A 16,185-nucleotide genomic window follows, 5' to 3' on the forward strand; every position below is an offset into this window, starting at 1 on the left:
TTCTATTTCATACAGCGGTGATAGACTGAAGCTGAATATCTTCCGTTAATGTGAGAGTTTCTTGATTAACCAGAAGAAAGAAAAGGGGATTGGGATGAATAAACGTTCTGTACGCGCCTGGATTATGTACGACTTTGCCAATTCGGCTTACGCCACAACGGTTTTGGCAGCAGTTCTGCCTATCTTTTATAGTCAGGTGGCAGCATCTACGCTGGACTCGCAGACTGCATCCTCCTATTTGGGCTACACCCACTCGATCGGGATGTTATTTGTAGCTTTGTTAGCCCCAATCTTAGGGGCGGCTGCTGACCGATCAGGGAAGAAAGGCAATTTCCTCCGCACTTTCTCCCTGCTTGGGATGGTGGCTACACTTGGGTTTTCCTTCATCGGAGAAGGGGACTGGCTGGCGGCTTCAACTTTGCTGGTGCTGTCGACTATCGGATTTGCGGGCGCGAACACCTTTTATGATGCTTTGCTGCCGGACCTGGTTCCATCAGGCAAAAGAGAATATGTCTCCTCGCAAGGTTATGCTTATGGCTACATCGGGGGAGGCGTGCTGCTGGCCGTAAATCTGCTGATGATTCAGAAGCCGGAATGGTTTGGTTTGTCCGATACCCTGGCAGGTACCCGGCTTGCCTTTGCAAGCGTGGCAGTCTGGTGGCTGGTCTTCTCGATCCCTTTGTTCCGCGCGAGCAGCAAACCGAGAATTCAAACCGCAGCTGGCGGGCGGAATTCAACGAATACTAGAAGTGATAAAGCCAGCCCGGCTGACAGATCCGGATTTAGCGGGTTGATCAAAACCTTCAAGGAACTTGCCCGTTATCCTCAGCTGCTGAAATTTATGGTTGCCTTCTGGTTTTTCAACGACGGGATCAACACGATTATTTTAATGGCGACGATATACGGTACAAGTATAGGAATTGGCTCTAACGATCTGATTTTAGCTTTGTTAATTACACAGTTTGTGGGCTTTCCCTGCACCCTGCTTCTTGGGAAAATGGCTGAGCGGTTTGGAGCCAAAAGAATGCTCTATTACTCGCTGGCCTGTTATGTGCTAATCGTAGGGTTGGGTTATTTTATGACCAGTGCCCTTCACTTTTATCTTCTGGCAGGTATGGTTGGCCTTGTTCAGGGCGGAAGCCAGTCGCTGGCCCGGTCCTTGTTCAGTGAATTGATGCCGGCCAAGCGGACTGGAGAATTTTTTGGGTTTGTCAATGTAACCGGCAAATTTTCGTCGATTTTCGGACCGTTTGTATTTGGATTAGTTGGACAGATTACGGGTTCTACCCGCTGGGGAATTCTGTCCTTGTTGGCTTTCTTTGTGATCGGGATGGCGCTTATGGCCTGGTCCGACATGGAGAAGGGGCGAAAGGACGCGCTTGGGGAAGCACCGCCTGCAAACGGCACATTCCCTCAAAGCACAGTGCCGCGGCCTGAGACCATCAGCTAAAGCTCCTGGTGCAGCCAAGGTAATTTAGTGCTTATGGTAACCCCCCTTGCTGAAGGAAGCGAAGGGGGGTTTAGGTCATTCGATTGGTAATGCTATAGGCAACAACGCGATAGGTGTAACTTGAGTGGTCACGTTATCCAGCCGAAGACCAGCCATATGAGTCCATTGTTATGTAGTAGTAGTTGTACTAGAATTCAAAGCAAAGAAGAGCGTCTGCCTGTAAGGAACGCTTCTCCTCTTCTTGTTGACATTGAGAATCATTATCAATTATACTCGGGGTAATTATTGGTTCTCTGTAAAGGGGAGATGTTCAAAGTGAGCAAAATCCTTATCGTTTATGCTAGTCTCACAGGCAATACAGAAGAAATCGCAGAATTGATAGCAGAGGGCATCAAAGACGCCGGATCGGAAGCGGTTCTGAAAATGGTGGATGAATGCAATGCAGCTGAGCTGCTGAACTATGATGCCTTTATACTGGGGGCTTATACATGGGGAGATGGCGAGCTTCCGGATGAATTTCTGGATTTTGCCGAAGAAATGGAAGAAATTGATCTTAATGGGAAAGCGGCTGCTGTATTTGGAAGCGGGGATACGGGGTACCGCATATACTGCGGAGCTGTTGATACGCTGGAGGAGAAACTTAAGGCGTGGGACGTTTCGGTTCTGCAGGAGGGCCTGAAGATTGAATACGGTCCAAGCCAGACAGAGAAAGGGGGATGCCGGGATTTTGGCAGGGCATTTGTCCAAAGTCTGGGCATAGTTACCTGACAATGAAGATGATCATTAAAGATTATGAACTCGAGGCATGGCTCCGTTCTACTCCACTTTCGGAATCTTCACAGCCCGATCCTTTATCTTTTAATTATAAGCTTACCTGGCATCAGCGGGTACAATATGCTGCGGGGCATGCTTTAAATGACTATTTCTCCCTGCAGCCTCATCAGCGGCTGAGTACTCCTATTCAATCTATGCTGAACCGTCGCTGGCCAAGAAGCAAAGAAGGCTTCAACAGCTCCCTCCACTATTGGGAAATTTATAATTGCGTTGTTGCGTCTTTAACTCGATTTTGCACGGTCTTATTCTCTCAAACACCTATTCTGATGTTTGAAGAGATGCAGGTCCGGGTACCGGAGCTGGCTGCGGATTTATCGATGATTTTTCCAGCGATTTGGCAGGGCAGCAGCAAGGCCGGCGGGGTTAAACTGCAGAAGTTTATGGTGGAAGATCAACCTGAGCTGATGCAGGCCTTTCTGCATATGGCCAATGTGTTCTGGAACAGCGCTTACGGTTACCCGCCTGATGAAATAGAAATCGTTGTGTTATTGGCAGGGCAAACTTTTGTATATCCGAAAGATAGTCTGAATCTTCAGAAGTCTCTCGATTACGTGTTGCTGCTATCGGAGACGGTAGAGCAGGATAAAGTTTACCAGGACTGTGCCTGTAACGAAGAAAAAGATAAGATTTCTTGAGTCTTTAGTTTTCTTTAGATATATAATGATAATGAATCTAACCTTATTGAAATGAAGGGAGTGCTTCGTCCAAGATGGCTATTCAAACAGGCAGCTCACTGCCAAGGTTAAGCATCGAGCAGCTAGGCATTTCACCGCAAAAGGTGTTTGATTTCCTGGAATATTTGAAAGCGCAATCAATTGAGTTGCACAGCTTTATGCTGCTCCGGCACGGACATGTGGCTGCAGAAGGCTGGTGGAAGCCGTACGAGCCGGCTCTGCCGCATATGTTGTTTTCGCTCAGCAAAAGCTTTACTTCGACTGCAATTGGTATGGCTGTTCAGGAAGGTTTGCTTAGCACCGAGGATAGAGTGGTCTCCTTTTTCCCTGATGATTTGCCTGACGAGATTTCTCCAAACCTTGCGGCTATGACAATCAGACACCTGCTGATCATGGGAACCGGTCATACCAAAGATACGATGAATGCTCTGCATCAGGCAGAAGACGGGAACTGGGCTAAAGCTTTCTTGAGACTGCCTGTTGAGCATGAACCTGGAAGCTATTTTCTGTACAATACCGGAGCGACCTATATGCTGTCGGCTATCCTGCAGAAGGTGACCGGCCAAACGTTGCTGCAGTTTCTCCAGCCCCGGCTGTTTGAGCCGCTGGGTATTCATCATCCTGCCTGGCAAAGCGATCCTCGGGGAATCAATACAGGAGGTTACGGTCTAAAAGTTACGACAGAAGACATAGCCAAGTTTGGCCAGTTTTACTTGCAGAAAGGGGTCTGGAACGGGCAGCGACTGTTGGAAGAAGGATGGATCGAAACGGCTACCTCCAAGCAGATCTCTAACGGGAATGGAGGGGACAGTGATTGGACGCAGGGGTACGGCTATCAGTTTTGGCGCTGCCGGCACGGCATCTACCGGGGAGACGGAGCATTTGGCCAATTTTGTATTGTTCTGGAGAAGTATGATGCCGTCATTGCGATGACCTCTGGAACCAATGATCTGCAAGGGGTGCTTAATGGGGTTTGGGATCATCTTCTTGCGGCATTTGAGTTAGGTGAGGCGTTAGAACAAGGTGAGGCATTAGAGCAAGACCAGGCGTTCGAACAAGACAGAGCATCAGCCTGCCAGGGTTCTGCCGCCAAACAATTGCAGCGTGAGCTTGAAGCTCTTTGCCTGGAGCCTCCGGTCTTTCAGCGTGGATCAGAACGTGAAGGAATGGCAAATGGACAAAAGTATAAACTGGCTCAGAATGATTTTGGAATAGACCATCTCCGCTTTCAATTTAATGAACAAGAAGCCGAAGTGTACATTCAGGATGCGGCAGGCGAGCAAAGCCTTAAGCTGGGCCGTCAAACCTGGAAGCCCGGGCGATTGACTTTGTTTGGAGAAGAGGAGCCTTGCGCAGGCTCTTTTACCTGGAAGACTCCCCATGATCTGCTTCTCACAATCCGTACCATTGAAACGCCGTTCAGCCATACCTTGGAAGTTCAATTTCTCGAAGACGGGGCTATCGAAATTCATCGCAGAGTTAACGTTTCTTTTGGAGCAACTGAAAGCGCACCGCTTCGTGGTGAACCTGTCTCTTAAACGGATGAATCCCATTCATAGAAATACAGCTTGTTTTTATTCAACCGGTAAAATCTCTAGTAAAGCCGCTGCCCATTCCTCCGGCATATCGAAAAAGGAGAGATGATGGCCCGGCAGAACAGCGGGCTCTGAGCCCAAGGCCTCCGCCAGCACCTTGGAGGTTTGGCCGTAGTACAAATCGTTGTCCAATGTCTGCTGACTGGCCGCCAACCGCAGCGGAACCCCGCTGGCGAGCAGCAGCTCGGCGTTAGGCTTATAGTGAACCAGCGGCGTCAGCTCATGGTTCACGTAAAAGCCGGCATTGCCGGCAATGCGCTCCTTATAGGCCTGCGGGATCCGGGTTTGGGCCTGCGGAGGCAGCTTCAGCGACAAGGACAGCATAAACATGGCTTCGTTTACGCCATGGATTTCCGCGGTCCGCGAGACGCCGCCGAAGAAATACCGCCATCTTTTACTGTCCGGCAGCAGCCGGATGACCGGCGGTTCATGTATGACGGCGGCCTGAATGGCCTGCGGCTGGCTTTTGATCATTTCCAGGGCAATAACGCCGCCGTCCCCGCTGCCGAATACAAGCGCGGAATCGTGTCCGGCTGCCTTTAGCACGGCTACCGCATCCCGTGCCTGCCGGCCGATATCAAAGCGGTCCGGCTCGTTGCGAGTGCTTCGGGAATGACCTCGGCGGTCATAAGTGATCACCTGGTAATGCTCGGCAAGCAGGGGAGCAACATTCTCGTAACAGCCGGCATCCCCTTCGCTGGGAATCAGGAGCAGCGGTTGTCCGCTGCCGCGAATTTCATAATATAACGTATCCCCTTCGGTAGTTACGATTCCAGTAACTACGGGGGCGTTTGGAAGGTTCATATAAGGGAACTCCTTTAACATCAGTTTTGTTGAGCATGATAAGGGTGTTTCTTAACTTTTAATTCTCATTTCTCATTATGACTTATTTTCCGCCCATGAACACCCCCGGCCGCTTCAGCCGGGGGTGTTGGGTACGAGCATCGGGCGGAAAGCAAAACTCCGGCCACCCTTGAAGTTACGGGGCTGGTGCTGCTGAAGTTAGGGGGTCCGGTACCGCTGAAGTTATGAAGTCCTAGGGCTTCTGAAGCTATGAAGTCCAGGTGACTCTGAAATTATGAATTTCACACTTCCCCTGAAGCTGCGAAAATCGATTTTTATTTGACAGCCCCCTGCGTAACCCCGTTAATAATCCATTTCTGCGCGAATACGTATACCAGGATCATCGGCAGCATGGCGAGCAGGTAAGAAGCGAAAGCCAGGTTGAATTCGGTGTTGAACTGACCCTGGAAAATGTACTGCACCAGCGGCAGGGTATACATGCTCTGATCGCTGATAATCACGAGAGGAAGCAGGAAGTCGTTATAAGTGGACAGGCAGATCAAAATGCCTACAGTGGCGTTGATCGGCATCATCAGCGGGAAAATGATCCGCCAGAACGTGCCCCACGTCGAGGCCCCGTCTACCCGGGCTGCTTCCTCCAGCGCCGTCGGAATGGAGCGGATGTAGCCCACGTAAACAAACACGTTAAAGGCCAGCCCGTAAACCGTATGCAGAATCGTCAGCCCGACCAGGTTGGTCATGCCCATGGCAGAGGTCAATTTGACGATCGGCAGCATGATGATCGGGAACGGAATAAACATCGCGCTGATGAAATAGAAATACAACCCTTTAAAGAATTTGTGGTTCATGTTCCGCGCAATCGCGTAAGCGACGAGGGAGTTGGTGAGCAGCGTCAGCACGGCGGTTGCCAGCGTCACAAAAGCGCTGTTGCCGAATGCGCGGAAGAAATTCGTCATGCGGATCGCTTCCGTGAAATTTTCAAACCGCCAATGTGTCGGCAGGCCAAACACCGAGGTCAGCATATCCTGCTGATTTTTCAGCGAAATCGTAATGGCCATATACAAAGGGAACAGGATAAACAGCGTCCCCAGCGCAATGAATATCGTAACCATCCAGTTGGTTTTTCCCCGAACCTTCATCACATATCCGTCTCCCTTCTCTGCAAGAATCGGATTTGAATAATCGAAATCAGCGCAATCACGATAAAATAGATCACCGAGTTGGCTGATTGATAGGCGAATTCGCCGCCTTCAAAGCCGCCGGTGTAGATCAGGTGGGAGATCGACTGCGTAGCGCGTCCCGGCCCGCCGTTGGTCAAAGCGACGATCAGGTCGAACACCATCAGCGAGTTTTTCATGGCCAGCACCATGTTGATGGTGAAGAAGGGCGCGATCATCGGGAAGGTGATTTTCCAAAACTCCTGCCATTTGCTCGCCCCGTCCAGATTGGAAGCTTCGTAAATATCGGTCGGAATGGTTTGCAGGCCGGACAGGTACAGGATCGTGTTAAACGCGATGCCCTGCCAGACGGCTACGAACGATACGCCGAGCCAGGCGAATTTTTCATTCCCCAATATATTGCCCGCCAGTGTGTCGCTGCCGAGGTGAGCACCCCAAATCGGGAACACGTTCGAGAACAGGTAGTTAAAAATATAACCGACGATCAGCACGCTTAGGATATTCGGCAGGAAATACACCGCCCGGAAGAAATTCCGCGCTTTGATGCTGGCGTTTAGTCCCAGCGCAATAAGCAAGCTGATGATATTGATAAAGATGGTGGCCACCACCGCAAATTTAAAGGTGAACCCGTAGGCATTCCAGACGTTGCTGTCCTGGAACAGGTAGTAATAGTTTTTAAAGCCGATGAAATCATAATGATCCCCAAAGCCGTTCCAGTTGGTAAAGGAATAATAAACGCCCTGAAGGGCCGGAAAGGTGTGAAACAAGAAAAAGAGAACTACAGCCGGAATCGTCATCCAGTAAAACGCCGCGCGTCGTCTAGCCATCCTTCATCCTCCTTTTTGGTCTGCTTAGCGATAACGGGTAGCGGGTTATGGGGTCTGCCGCCGGTTGGCGACTTTATCCCACTCCGTGTCCAAGGTGTTCAGGAACCCGTCGATATTACGATTTTGCAGGAACGACTGGGTAATGGAATTCAGCTGAACGGCCGCCGGAATGAAATGGTCCGCAAAGTCCACGAAACGGGATTGTTCAAAATACGGTTTAAGCTCCGCGACTGCCGGGTCGTCCTGATTGACGCCTTCCACAGCGGAAAAAGCGGTTTGTTCTTCGATGTATTGGCCGATATTCTCTGGCTGCAGCAGGAATTCTACGAATTTGGCTGCTTCCTCTTTATGTTTGGAAGACTCTGTAATAGCGAGCAGCGTATCCACGCCGGAGATCAGGTTGGCTTTGTTTGGATCGTTGCCGGTTGGAAAAGGGAAAAATCCCAGCTCCAGATCCGGGTTTGTTTTGCGGAGCTCGGGAATAGCCCAGGTTCCCTGGATGTACATGGCGGCTTCGCCGCGGGCGAAAGCGCGGTTGCCGTCGGCGTAGGTTTTGCCGAAATTGTCGCTGTGGCCGTAGTCCAGCAAAGCGAGCATTTTTTCCGCAACCTCCTGGAAATGGTCCTTAAAAGTGGTTTCATCGGCCCGGCGGGCCTTGAAGAAATCGTTGCCTACAATATTCGGCCCGAGGGCGTTAAAGGAAAGGTTGGTCTGCCAATCGTCCTTATACGTAAAATAAAAAGGGATGATCCCGGCGGCCTTCACGGCCTTGGCGGTTTGGATCAGCTCGTCCCACGTTTTGGGGACCTGCAGGTTCAGCTTGCGAAAAATTTCCTTATTGTACATAATGCCGTTGGCATTGGTCGCGTAAGGAACCCCGGTAATTTCGGTCATACCGGTAACGTCAGTGACTTGTTTGACATAAGCAGGGTTTACTTGATCCAGCAGAGGCTGGCCGGTCAGATCTTCAAAGATGCCGCTTTGGGACAAAACGGAAAAGGTGTCCGTTGCGCCCATGCCGACGATGTCTGGTTCATCGTTTTTGACCACTCTTGTGAGTAAAACGGTTTCAGCATCCGGCGGATTTACCTGCGTCACCTCGATATTCGGATTCTCCGCGTTAAACTTGGCAACCAGCTTGTCGAAAGAATCTTTGGCCTCCGGCTTGTTCTGGAAAAATTCGATGTGCACCTTGCCGTCCGCGGACGTTTTGCCGCCGCATGCTGCCAGCAGAGTGCCTGTCAGCAAGACAGCGATGATGACGCTTCCAATTCTGCCGAACCTTCTCATTCTGCATTCCTCCTCGTGTTAGCTTCATGATCCTTATGGGATAAGAAAAAACGGTAGGCTTGCTTGTTTATTACCCCCGCCGGTCCGAAGGAGAAACACAGGTCGGTAAATTCCTTGTCCGCATTAGGAGGACAACAAGACAAAAACCGCACCAGACTGGTGCGGCTGTTCCCGAATAAAATTTGCTGTTTCGGGTTATTTCTCTGAATTGGCGAACTGGGAAACCACCTCGTTAAAGCGGCCGCGTTCGTCATAAAAAGGGGCATGCCCGCTGAAATGGAAGGGAACGAGCCGCGAATTTGTTATAAGCTTGTGGACTTCCTGCGCCTGAGCGAAAGGAACGACTTGATCATGGATGCCGTGAATAATCAGAGTAGGCAAGGTGATCAGGGACAGTTCGGCGGTCAGGTTGGAGTCCCTGAGCGTACGAATGATGGCGGCCGTGGCGTATCCTGCGGCCTGGTAACCGATTTGGGAGAAAAAGTCCCGGAAGGCTTCCGAAATTTGCTGGAAGAAAAAGCCGTCGATCGTTTTCCGCCACATATTGGGCCGGTCGTTGTAGGTTTCTTCCAGCAGCTCTTTGGCTTTGTCCGGGGTAAAACCGGTCGGGAGCGCCCCGCTGACCAATACGAGCTTGGACACGCCGAAGCCGCCGTACCGGGTTGCGTATCTAGCCGCGATGGCGGCGCCGGTTGAATGGCCGACCAGCGTGAGGTTATCCAGCTTTAATTGATGGATCAGCACGCGGAGATCGTCGGCCATCCGATCGTAATCGTAACCCGTAAAAGGTTTATCGGAATCGCCGTATCCCCGCCAGTCGTAACCGATGCAGCGGAACCCTTTTGCCGGGAGCACATCGTATTGGTATTCAAATTGTTTGTGGCTCAGCGGCCAGCCGTGAATAAACAAGATCGTTATATTGCCGCCGGGTTGGATATCCTCAACGAACAGCTTTACGTTATTTTCCACTTCCACATAAAATCCCATGTTGGGATTAAAACCCCCTTCATCCGTTTTGCCTTAAAGATATGAGATCAAAGAGGGAGAAATTCCCGGGCGCTAAACGTTTGTCATTTGTCTTTGTCCCGGCCTTAGGCGTTTTCCACCCATTCGCCATCGTTCGGAATGGCAACCCGGTCAAGCAGATTTTCGTTCGATAAACGGATTTTTAGGAGATCGCGGGTAAGCAGGCAGTGGTTGATGCTGTCCATATGAACAGCCGTTATATGGGTATAAGGCGCATACCGGGCAAGCTTTGCAATGTCCATGTCCGTCATCGTAATCGGATCTCCTTCCAGGAACCGCGCCCCGCCTGCATTCACGACGACGGCCTGAGGTTTGAACGCATCCAGCGCGGCTTTGACCTCGTCACACCAGATGGTGTCTCCGGCGACATACAGGGAGGGTTCGTGTTCGGCCTGGAAAACAAAACCGGATACGGGTCCCATCGCCCTGCCGATTTCCCCGGTCCCGTGCCGGCCGCCGGTACGATGAATAAGGATGCCGCCGAAGTCCAAGTGTTCCTGGATTTCCGTCACGTTACGGAAACCCGCTTCTGCGAAAGTCTGGCGGTCCCCAGGCTGGCAAAGGACCGGCGTGGATTTTGGCAGCGCTTCGGCTGCAGCCTGGTCCCAATGATCCCGGTGCAGGTGGGTGACGATCATGACGTCCGGGGCAGTCCATTGAGCGGCAGGACCGGGCAGGGGAATCAGCGGGTTTCTTCTTCCGTTTTCCGTGTTGGGAATTGGGGGATTGGCGCCCGTTTCGCTGAACATCGGATCGACCAGAAAGGTGGTCCCGCCGTATTCAATCCATAAAGTGGCGTGGCGGACAAGCTGTATTTTCATTTGTTTTTTACCTCCGTTTGGCTTAAGCAATTCTGTTACAATAAAAAGATAACATCCGGCTTGTAGAATCAGAATAACCGGGTGAACGAGTTTAACCCCGTTTATTTTCACAATGAAAGGATTTAAACGTGATGGCAAATTTATCTTTGGATGAAGTCGATTTACAGATTCTGCAGTGCCTGCTGGAGAACGCTTTGAGCTCCAATAAGGAAATCGGGGAACGGGTGCATTTGACGGGCCAGGCCGTGGGAGCCAGAGTGCGCAAGCTCCGGGATATGGGCGTGATCGAAGGTTATACGCTGCGCTGGAATCCTGACAAGCTGGGGCAGCGGGTGCTGGCTTTTATTACCGTTTATATGAATACAAATACGGCTCATGAGGCCTTTCGCAGGTTTGCAGAAGCTTCGCACGAAATCGTCGAGATGCACCGGATCAGCGGAGAAGGCTGTTATTGGCTTAGAGCCAGGGCTGCAGGGATTGTAGAGCTTAACCGGCTTTTGGAGGAGCTTTTAAAGTTCGGCAATTATAAATTGGCTCTTTCCCTGGAAAAGGTAAAGCTTTCAGAGTTTTAACCCTGCAAAACAAGATAAGGCAAGGAGATGAAAGAATTGGCTGAACACGGTGAACAAGCGGCATCTGCCGGAAATGCAGGACAAGAAGATCTCCTTGGTTTGGCAAGGGAGACATCGGGGTTCCTGCTTCAGCGGGCGGAGCTGAAAGCGGATTGCGAGCAATGTTTTGGGTTATGCTGCGCGGCGCTGCCGTTTGCAGCTTCCGTTGATTTTGCGGCTGACAAGCCTGCCGGGCAGGCCTGCGGCCATCTGCAGGAGGATTTTCGGTGCGGCATCCACGGAAGCCTTCGAGAGCAGGGATATCGTGGATGTACGGTTTATGATTGTTTCGGGGCCGGACAGAAGCTGTCCCAGGAGACGTTCGGCGGTGCAAGCTGGCGGGAGCATCCGGAGACCGGAAAGCTAATGCTTGAAGTGTTTCCCGTCATGTGGCAGCTTCATGAGCTTCTTTGGTATCTTGCCGAGGCTTTGACTCTGGGCGGTGCCTCCGCACTCCATGATCGGATAAAGGCCGCTTTGGAAGAAACCCGACGGCTGACAGCGCTCGGTGCAGATGAATTAGCCGGTTTGAATGTAAGTTTACACCGCGGGGAAGTCGGCGCTTTGCTGCTGCAGGCCAGCGAGCTGGAGCGGAAAGAGAAAGCCCGGCAGCTGAGAAGCTCCGGCCGAAGAACGAAGAAAACGGGGCGGGGAGCAGACTTGATAGGCGCGAGTCTCAGCGGAGCCGACCTAAGCTGCGCCAACTTGCGCGGGGCTTATTTGATCGCCGCTGATCTGCGGAAGGCGGACTTGAGGTCAGCCGATCTGATTGGCGCGGATTTCCGTGATGCGGATCTCCGCGGCGCGGATTTGACGGGCAGCTTGTTTGTGACCCAGGCGCAGATGAATGCGGCTAAAGGGAATATGGAGACGAAACTGCCCGCCGGTATTATCCGTCCGGCCCATTGGAGCTGAATTAACGTTTGAAGGCTGATACCCGGATTCTCCGGTAATCCATCACCCAGCGGCCATCCTGGAACAGAAGCGGCCGGAGCTGCTCCTCCAGATCGGTTAAGATCCGTTCTCGTTGTTCAGTGGTCAGAACGCTTAGGATTCCATTAGCAAACACGTCCAACCATTTCCGGAAACCTTGCTCCCCATCTTCGAGCGGAGTAGGCCGTGCAAAGCAAAGGGCCAATTCAACGGTAAAGCCGTGTTTCTCCAGTAGAGACGTGTATTGGCCGATACTTGGGAAATACCAAGGCATCCGCAGCTTGCCGCCCAAACCGTGGGCTTCAAAGACCTGCGGCAAACCGCTGACAACGGAGGCAATATTGCCGTGTCCTCCGAATTCGCACACCAAGCGGCCGTCTGACCGAAGGCTGGAGGCCATAGAAGCGGCGGCGGCGTCCGCATCCTGAAGCCAGTGCAGGGCAGCATTGCTGAATATGGCGTCTGCGGGTTTGTCGTGTACATAATGCTGGGCATCGGCTTGGATAAAACGAAGCTGAGGATGTTTGGCTTGAGCGGCTCGAACCATCTCTGAAGAAACATCAATTCCCGTCACGTCGGCTCCGCTTTGTGCTATTAAGGCGGCCAGATCTCCTGTGCCGCTGCCCCAATCCAGAATCCGTTCTCCCGGCTGCGGCTGCAGAAGCCCGATCAGGGATTCTCCGAACTGCGACACAAAAGACATGGATGAATCGTAGGTACCCGAATTCCACTGCTGCTTCATAGTTCACCCTCCTTAGGAGATATACAGGTTTGAATTCATTTTACGTCTGGTTTCGTTATTAGGGAAATATATAAACTGCATAACAGTAATTGATTTAACCTATAAGTTTACAAAAAGAGTCCCTCTGCCACGCAGACAGAGGGATACGAAACACAGCGCAGCTGTCTAGGAGGCGAGTGCCTCATGACGGGCTTGACGCGCGATTAGACGCTTATAATAACTAATGTTTAGCGGTTGGGAGTGACCAGAATCTTCACCTGGTTCTTCTCTTTAAGCAGCGCTTCAAAGCCTTGCTCGACGGCGTCATCCAAGGCAATACGTTTGGTGACAAGCTTCTCGGCGGAGAAATATCCCTGCTCCATGAGGCTGATAACGGCAGGGAAAACATCCCGGTATCCGATGATGCCTGCAATATTCCGTTCCTGCATGACGATTTGATTCGGGTGGATAGCCGCTTCTTTTTCAAAAATGCTTACGATCATGATCTGGCCGCCAATCCGCGTAGATTGGATCGCCTGCTGAAGCACGACCGGAACGCCGGTCACTTCAAAAGCCACGTCGGCTCCGCCGTCCGACAGGCGGCGAATTTCAGCAATCACATCCTGCTCGGCCGGGTTGATGCCAATGGCTCCAAGCTCTTCGGCTTTGTTCCGGCGTTCCTGCGACAACTCCACGGCATAAATGGACGAGGCACCGGATGCTTTAAGCGCTTCGATGACCAGCAGGCCGATAGGACCGGCTCCAAATACCACTGCTCGGTCGCCGACCTTAAATTGGCTTTGGCGTACGGCATACAGGGCTACCGCAGAGGGTTCAACCAATGCCCCCTGCTCAAAGGAAACGCTTTCCGGAATTTTGTGCACACGGTGCTCTTCGGTCGCAACGTATTCGGAGAAACCGCCGCCGCCTCCAGCCAGACCGAGGAAGCCCATCTGTTCGCACAAATTATATTTGCCTTGCCGGCAAGCCGCACACTCCCCGCAATTAAAGATAGGTTCTACTACGACCCGGTCGCCGGTTTTGAAGCGGGTCACGCCTTCTCCAACCTCGACCACCTGTCCGGAAAATTCATGGCCCATAACAACAGGAGCTTCTTCATGGGTTAAGGGATGTGGAGCACCTTGGGATATAAAAATAGGGCCTGCCGCATATTCGTGCAGATCACTGCCGCAGATCCCGCACCATTCGATTTTAATTTTGACTTGCCCTTTGGCTGTCACCGGTTCCTCGATAGTTTCGATTCTCAGGTCTTTAACACCGTGCCAACGTAATGCTTTCATTCCTGTCATCTCCTGATAAATGGTATATAAAATTATTGAATATAATTTTTTAGGAAACGTTTCCGATGATTATAATGTCACAGAATGTTCATGTTGTCAAACCTTTGGACCGTTAAATGGGATAAGCAAATATAGCTATGAACAACAGATAAGCATGGTGCGACAGTACCGGTAAGAAGAGTGGGTGCCGCTGTGATATAATGAAAATATAAATTTTTGGTTTTCGAAACAAAATGGGAAACGATTCCGATGAAACGGATGAAAGGATATTCAAGAGAGCTATGGAACAGAACAGAAAAGTGACGATCGAAGACGTAGCCAAACAGGCCGGAGTAGGCATTGCGACCGTCTCTCGTGCGCTGAATGACAGCGGGGGGATCAGCGCAGCAACTAAAGCAAAAATTTTGCAGGTGGTCGATGAAATGGGGTTTGTCCCCAACACTTCCGCCCAAAGCTTGAAAATCCGGCAGACCCGGCAGATTGCCCTTGCGGTTCCCGATATTCGAAATGCGATTATTCCCGATATTGCCTGGTCGGTGGAGCAGGCCGCCAAGCAGCATGGATACCGGGTGGTGCAGATCAACACGCTGGGCAATGCGCGGCTGGAGCTGGAGACGCTGCGTGAGATTAAGAAGCTGCATGTAGACGGTTTGGTTATAATGCCCCTGGCCTATCCCAAAACGCTGGAAAACCTGATTAACAGGGCAAGTCTGCCTGTATCCGTCATCAATTACGGGAAAAAACTGAGTCTCGACCTGAAAGCCGATGTGGTCGGGCTTGCAAGGCAGGAAGGCAAGCTGGTGATGGAGCATCTGCAGCAAATCGGCCGGACTCGGATCGCTTACGCGGGAGCGCCGAAGGACAAAATTGAAGAGAGATACCGCGCCTATGAGGAATCCGTCAGCCAGGTGGATGTTTCGCTGGTTTATTTCGGCGAAGATTTCAACTTTGAGACGGGACGGCGGGCCGCGGATTATTTCTATAGCCTCAAACATATGCCTGACGCTATTTATGCGGTGAACGACATGGTGGCTATCGGGATCGTCAACCGGTTTAAAGAACTTGGCGTCAAGGTGCCCGAGCAGGTGGCGGTGGTCGGAATTGATAACAATTTGTGGGCTACCGTTACTACGCCCAAGATCAGCTCGGTCTCCATCATGGGCAGCGAGGTGGGGCGGCTGGCGGCTGAATTGCTTCTGAAGCGCATCCAATCCGCAGAAGCCGCAGCTTATGAACGGGTTGAATTTGAACCCCGGTTGATCGTCAGGGAATCCAGTGCGGATCCGACCCGGTATTCCGGTCCGTCTGCCTGAGGATAGAATTCTGGAAATTGGCGATAGGCGCTTCCAGCCATCTGCGGATCGTATATGGATTCTGCTGCTTGGCTTGTTTGTCCGTAGCCGCATTCGACTGCTCGGTAATGGCTTGCCTGATATGACCATTCCATGACATTTGTGAATGAAGCTTTTTTAACGGATTTCTTGCCTTATAATGAGGGGAGACAAGCTTTGAAACGGAGGAGATTCTGAAGATGCGGCAGCAGCCTAAACGACAGCGATCTAAACAGGGAATTGCAGCAGCGCTAGCTTTTTTGTTGTTTGGTGCTTTACTTGCAGCTTGTGGAAATTCGCCGAAAGCGGAAGTTAATCTGCAGACGGATGAACTGAAACAGCTGGTACAGAATTTAAGCGCCGGAAATAAGAAGGCCCAATCAGCTTCCATATCATCCAGCAGTCTGAAGCTTGTGGATGATAAAGGGAAGGAAACGGAGTATGTTTTGCCGGAGCAGGAGTTTTTTGTATCGATTGCCCCTTATTTGCAGCAGACTCACCGTTGCGCCATCCACAATCTGGCCGGCTGCCAGGGGGAATTGCAGCAGCAGACATTTACGGTTACGGTTCGCGACTCATCCGGCAAAGCGATCCTTGACCGGGAATCGCTTGCTTCTCAGGTAAACGGATTTATAGACCTATGGCTGCCTAGGGATGACACTTTCCATGTAACGGTAGAGTATAACGGGAAACAAGCGGAATCCGATATCTCGACGTTTGAAGGCGACAACACGTGTATCACAACGATGCAGCTGGGCTAAAGGAACTTGAGCTGGTTAATGAAGTTGT

The 16,185-nt window shown here is 51.4% G+C and carries 17 protein-coding genes; 8 read left to right on the plus strand and 9 right to left on the minus strand.

What is annotated here, in order from left to right:
• Positions 1-94 precede the first annotated feature (94 nt).
• From CBE73_RS19095 to CBE73_RS19110, 4 genes are all read left to right on the plus strand, one after another.
• The gene (locus CBE73_RS19095; RefSeq protein ID WP_094095588.1) at positions 95-1,450 is read left to right on the plus strand and encodes an MFS transporter; all 1,356 of its coding nucleotides are present in this window, start codon (positions 95-97) and stop codon (positions 1,448-1,450) included.
• A gap of 315 nt (positions 1,451-1,765) precedes the next feature.
• Positions 1,766-2,218 carry a flavodoxin gene (locus CBE73_RS19100; RefSeq protein ID WP_174704773.1) on the plus strand — a complete coding sequence of 151 codons (453 nt, stop codon included), beginning with the start codon at positions 1,766-1,768 and terminating at the stop codon, positions 2,216-2,218.
• A 2-nt stretch (positions 2,219-2,220) separates the two neighbouring features.
• The gene (locus tag CBE73_RS19105) at positions 2,221-2,919 is read left to right on the plus strand and encodes a hypothetical protein (RefSeq protein ID WP_094095590.1); all 699 of its coding nucleotides are present in this window, start codon (positions 2,221-2,223) and stop codon (positions 2,917-2,919) included.
• A 74-nt stretch (positions 2,920-2,993) separates the two neighbouring features.
• Positions 2,994-4,496: a serine hydrolase domain-containing protein gene (locus CBE73_RS19110; RefSeq protein WP_094095591.1), complete on the plus strand. Its 1,503-nt coding sequence runs from the start codon at positions 2,994-2,996 to the stop codon at positions 4,494-4,496.
• Between the two features lie 36 nt (positions 4,497-4,532).
• Here CBE73_RS19110 and CBE73_RS19115 read toward each other — a convergent pair whose 3' ends face one another.
• The 6 genes from CBE73_RS19115 to CBE73_RS19140 all read right to left on the minus strand — a co-directional run bounded on the left by CBE73_RS19115 (position 4,533) and on the right by CBE73_RS19140 (position 10,499).
• Positions 4,533-5,357 carry an alpha/beta fold hydrolase gene (locus CBE73_RS19115; RefSeq protein WP_157739627.1) on the minus strand — a complete coding sequence of 275 codons (825 nt, stop codon included), beginning with the start codon at positions 5,355-5,357 and terminating at the stop codon, positions 4,533-4,535.
• A 314-nt stretch (positions 5,358-5,671) separates the two neighbouring features.
• The gene (locus CBE73_RS19120) at positions 5,672-6,496 is read right to left on the minus strand and encodes a carbohydrate ABC transporter permease (RefSeq protein WP_094095593.1); all 825 of its coding nucleotides are present in this window, start codon (positions 6,494-6,496) and stop codon (positions 5,672-5,674) included.
• On the minus strand, positions 6,496-7,362 hold the full coding sequence (locus CBE73_RS19125) for a carbohydrate ABC transporter permease (RefSeq protein ID WP_094095594.1): 867 nt from the start codon (positions 7,360-7,362) through the stop codon (positions 6,496-6,498). The genes CBE73_RS19120 and CBE73_RS19125 overlap by 1 nt, the downstream gene beginning before the upstream one ends.
• Positions 7,363-7,407: 45 nt before the next feature.
• Positions 7,408-8,652: an ABC transporter substrate-binding protein gene (locus CBE73_RS19130; RefSeq protein WP_094095595.1), complete on the minus strand. Its 1,245-nt coding sequence runs from the start codon at positions 8,650-8,652 to the stop codon at positions 7,408-7,410.
• 195 nt (positions 8,653-8,847) lie between these two features.
• Positions 8,848-9,639, minus strand: a complete 792-nt coding sequence (locus CBE73_RS19135) for an alpha/beta fold hydrolase (protein WP_094095596.1) — start codon at positions 9,637-9,639, stop codon at positions 8,848-8,850.
• Between the two features lie 104 nt (positions 9,640-9,743).
• Positions 9,744-10,499: an MBL fold metallo-hydrolase gene (locus tag CBE73_RS19140; RefSeq protein WP_094095597.1), complete on the minus strand. Its 756-nt coding sequence runs from the start codon at positions 10,497-10,499 to the stop codon at positions 9,744-9,746.
• Between the two features lie 131 nt (positions 10,500-10,630).
• On the opposite strand from CBE73_RS19140, the gene CBE73_RS19145 reads away from it, so the two are divergent.
• On the plus strand, positions 10,631-11,071 hold the full coding sequence (locus CBE73_RS19145; RefSeq protein WP_094095598.1) for an Lrp/AsnC family transcriptional regulator: 441 nt from the start codon (positions 10,631-10,633) through the stop codon (positions 11,069-11,071).
• 99 nt (positions 11,072-11,170) lie between these two features.
• Positions 11,171-12,025: a pentapeptide repeat-containing protein gene (locus CBE73_RS19150; RefSeq protein ID WP_373286346.1), complete on the plus strand. Its 855-nt coding sequence runs from the start codon at positions 11,171-11,173 to the stop codon at positions 12,023-12,025.
• Position 12,026: 1 nt separating this feature from the next.
• Here the strand turns inward: CBE73_RS19150 and CBE73_RS19155 are convergent, their stop codons facing one another.
• A complete protein-coding gene (locus tag CBE73_RS19155; RefSeq protein WP_094095600.1) occupies positions 12,027-12,785 on the minus strand; it encodes a class I SAM-dependent methyltransferase in 759 nt (252 codons plus the stop codon).
• A 227-nt stretch (positions 12,786-13,012) separates the two neighbouring features.
• A complete protein-coding gene (locus CBE73_RS19160; protein WP_094095601.1) occupies positions 13,013-14,065 on the minus strand; it encodes a 2,3-butanediol dehydrogenase in 1,053 nt (350 codons plus the stop codon).
• A 281-nt stretch (positions 14,066-14,346) separates the two neighbouring features.
• Between CBE73_RS19160 and CBE73_RS19165 the strand changes: the two genes are divergently transcribed.
• Positions 14,347-15,378 carry a LacI family DNA-binding transcriptional regulator gene (locus CBE73_RS19165; RefSeq protein WP_094095602.1) on the plus strand — a complete coding sequence of 344 codons (1,032 nt, stop codon included), beginning with the start codon at positions 14,347-14,349 and terminating at the stop codon, positions 15,376-15,378.
• Here the strand turns inward: CBE73_RS19165 and CBE73_RS22010 are convergent.
• Positions 15,329-15,517 (minus strand): hypothetical protein, encoded by a 189-nt coding sequence (locus CBE73_RS22010; protein ID WP_157739628.1) that lies wholly within the window; start codon positions 15,515-15,517, stop codon positions 15,329-15,331. The genes CBE73_RS19165 and CBE73_RS22010 overlap by 50 nt on opposite strands.
• Positions 15,518-15,596: 79 nt before the next feature.
• On the opposite strand from CBE73_RS22010, the gene CBE73_RS19170 reads away from it, so the two are divergent.
• Positions 15,597-16,157: a CueP family metal-binding protein gene (locus CBE73_RS19170; RefSeq protein WP_174704774.1), complete on the plus strand. Its 561-nt coding sequence runs from the start codon at positions 15,597-15,599 to the stop codon at positions 16,155-16,157.
• The last annotated feature ends 28 nt before the right edge of the window (positions 16,158-16,185 follow it).

This window comes from Paenibacillus physcomitrellae (genome assembly GCF_002240225.1).
Classification (GTDB): Bacteria; Bacillota; Bacilli; order Paenibacillales; family Paenibacillaceae; genus Fontibacillus; species Fontibacillus physcomitrellae.

Coding starts and splice junctions, on each gene's coding strand:
- CBE73_RS22010 (WP_157739628.1), bottom strand. CDS start 15,517: ATGTCATGGAATGGTCATATCAGGCAAGCCATTACCGAGCAGTCGAAT.
- CBE73_RS19140 (WP_094095597.1), bottom strand. CDS start 10,499: ATGAAAATACAGCTTGTCCGCCACGCCACTTTATGGATTGAATACGGC.
- CBE73_RS19120 (WP_094095593.1), bottom strand. CDS start 6,496: ATGAAGGTTCGGGGAAAAACCAACTGGATGGTTACGATATTCATTGCG.
- CBE73_RS19170 (WP_174704774.1), top strand. CDS start 15,597: ATGCGGCAGCAGCCTAAACGACAGCGATCTAAACAGGGAATTGCAGCA.
- CBE73_RS19125 (WP_094095594.1), bottom strand. CDS start 7,362: ATGGCTAGACGACGCGCGGCGTTTTACTGGATGACGATTCCGGCTGTA.
- CBE73_RS19115 (WP_157739627.1), bottom strand. CDS start 5,357: ATGAACCTTCCAAACGCCCCCGTAGTTACTGGAATCGTAACTACCGAA.
- CBE73_RS19130 (WP_094095595.1), bottom strand. CDS start 8,652: ATGAGAAGGTTCGGCAGAATTGGAAGCGTCATCATCGCTGTCTTGCTG.
- CBE73_RS19165 (WP_094095602.1), top strand. CDS start 14,347: ATGGAACAGAACAGAAAAGTGACGATCGAAGACGTAGCCAAACAGGCC.
- CBE73_RS19110 (WP_094095591.1), top strand. CDS start 2,994: ATGGCTATTCAAACAGGCAGCTCACTGCCAAGGTTAAGCATCGAGCAG.
- CBE73_RS19095 (WP_094095588.1), top strand. CDS start 95: ATGAATAAACGTTCTGTACGCGCCTGGATTATGTACGACTTTGCCAAT.
- CBE73_RS19160 (WP_094095601.1), bottom strand. CDS start 14,065: ATGAAAGCATTACGTTGGCACGGTGTTAAAGACCTGAGAATCGAAACT.
- CBE73_RS19135 (WP_094095596.1), bottom strand. CDS start 9,639: ATGGGATTTTATGTGGAAGTGGAAAATAACGTAAAGCTGTTCGTTGAG.
- CBE73_RS19155 (WP_094095600.1), bottom strand. CDS start 12,785: ATGAAGCAGCAGTGGAATTCGGGTACCTACGATTCATCCATGTCTTTT.
- CBE73_RS19105 (WP_094095590.1), top strand. CDS start 2,221: ATGAAGATGATCATTAAAGATTATGAACTCGAGGCATGGCTCCGTTCT.
- CBE73_RS19145 (WP_094095598.1), top strand. CDS start 10,631: ATGGCAAATTTATCTTTGGATGAAGTCGATTTACAGATTCTGCAGTGC.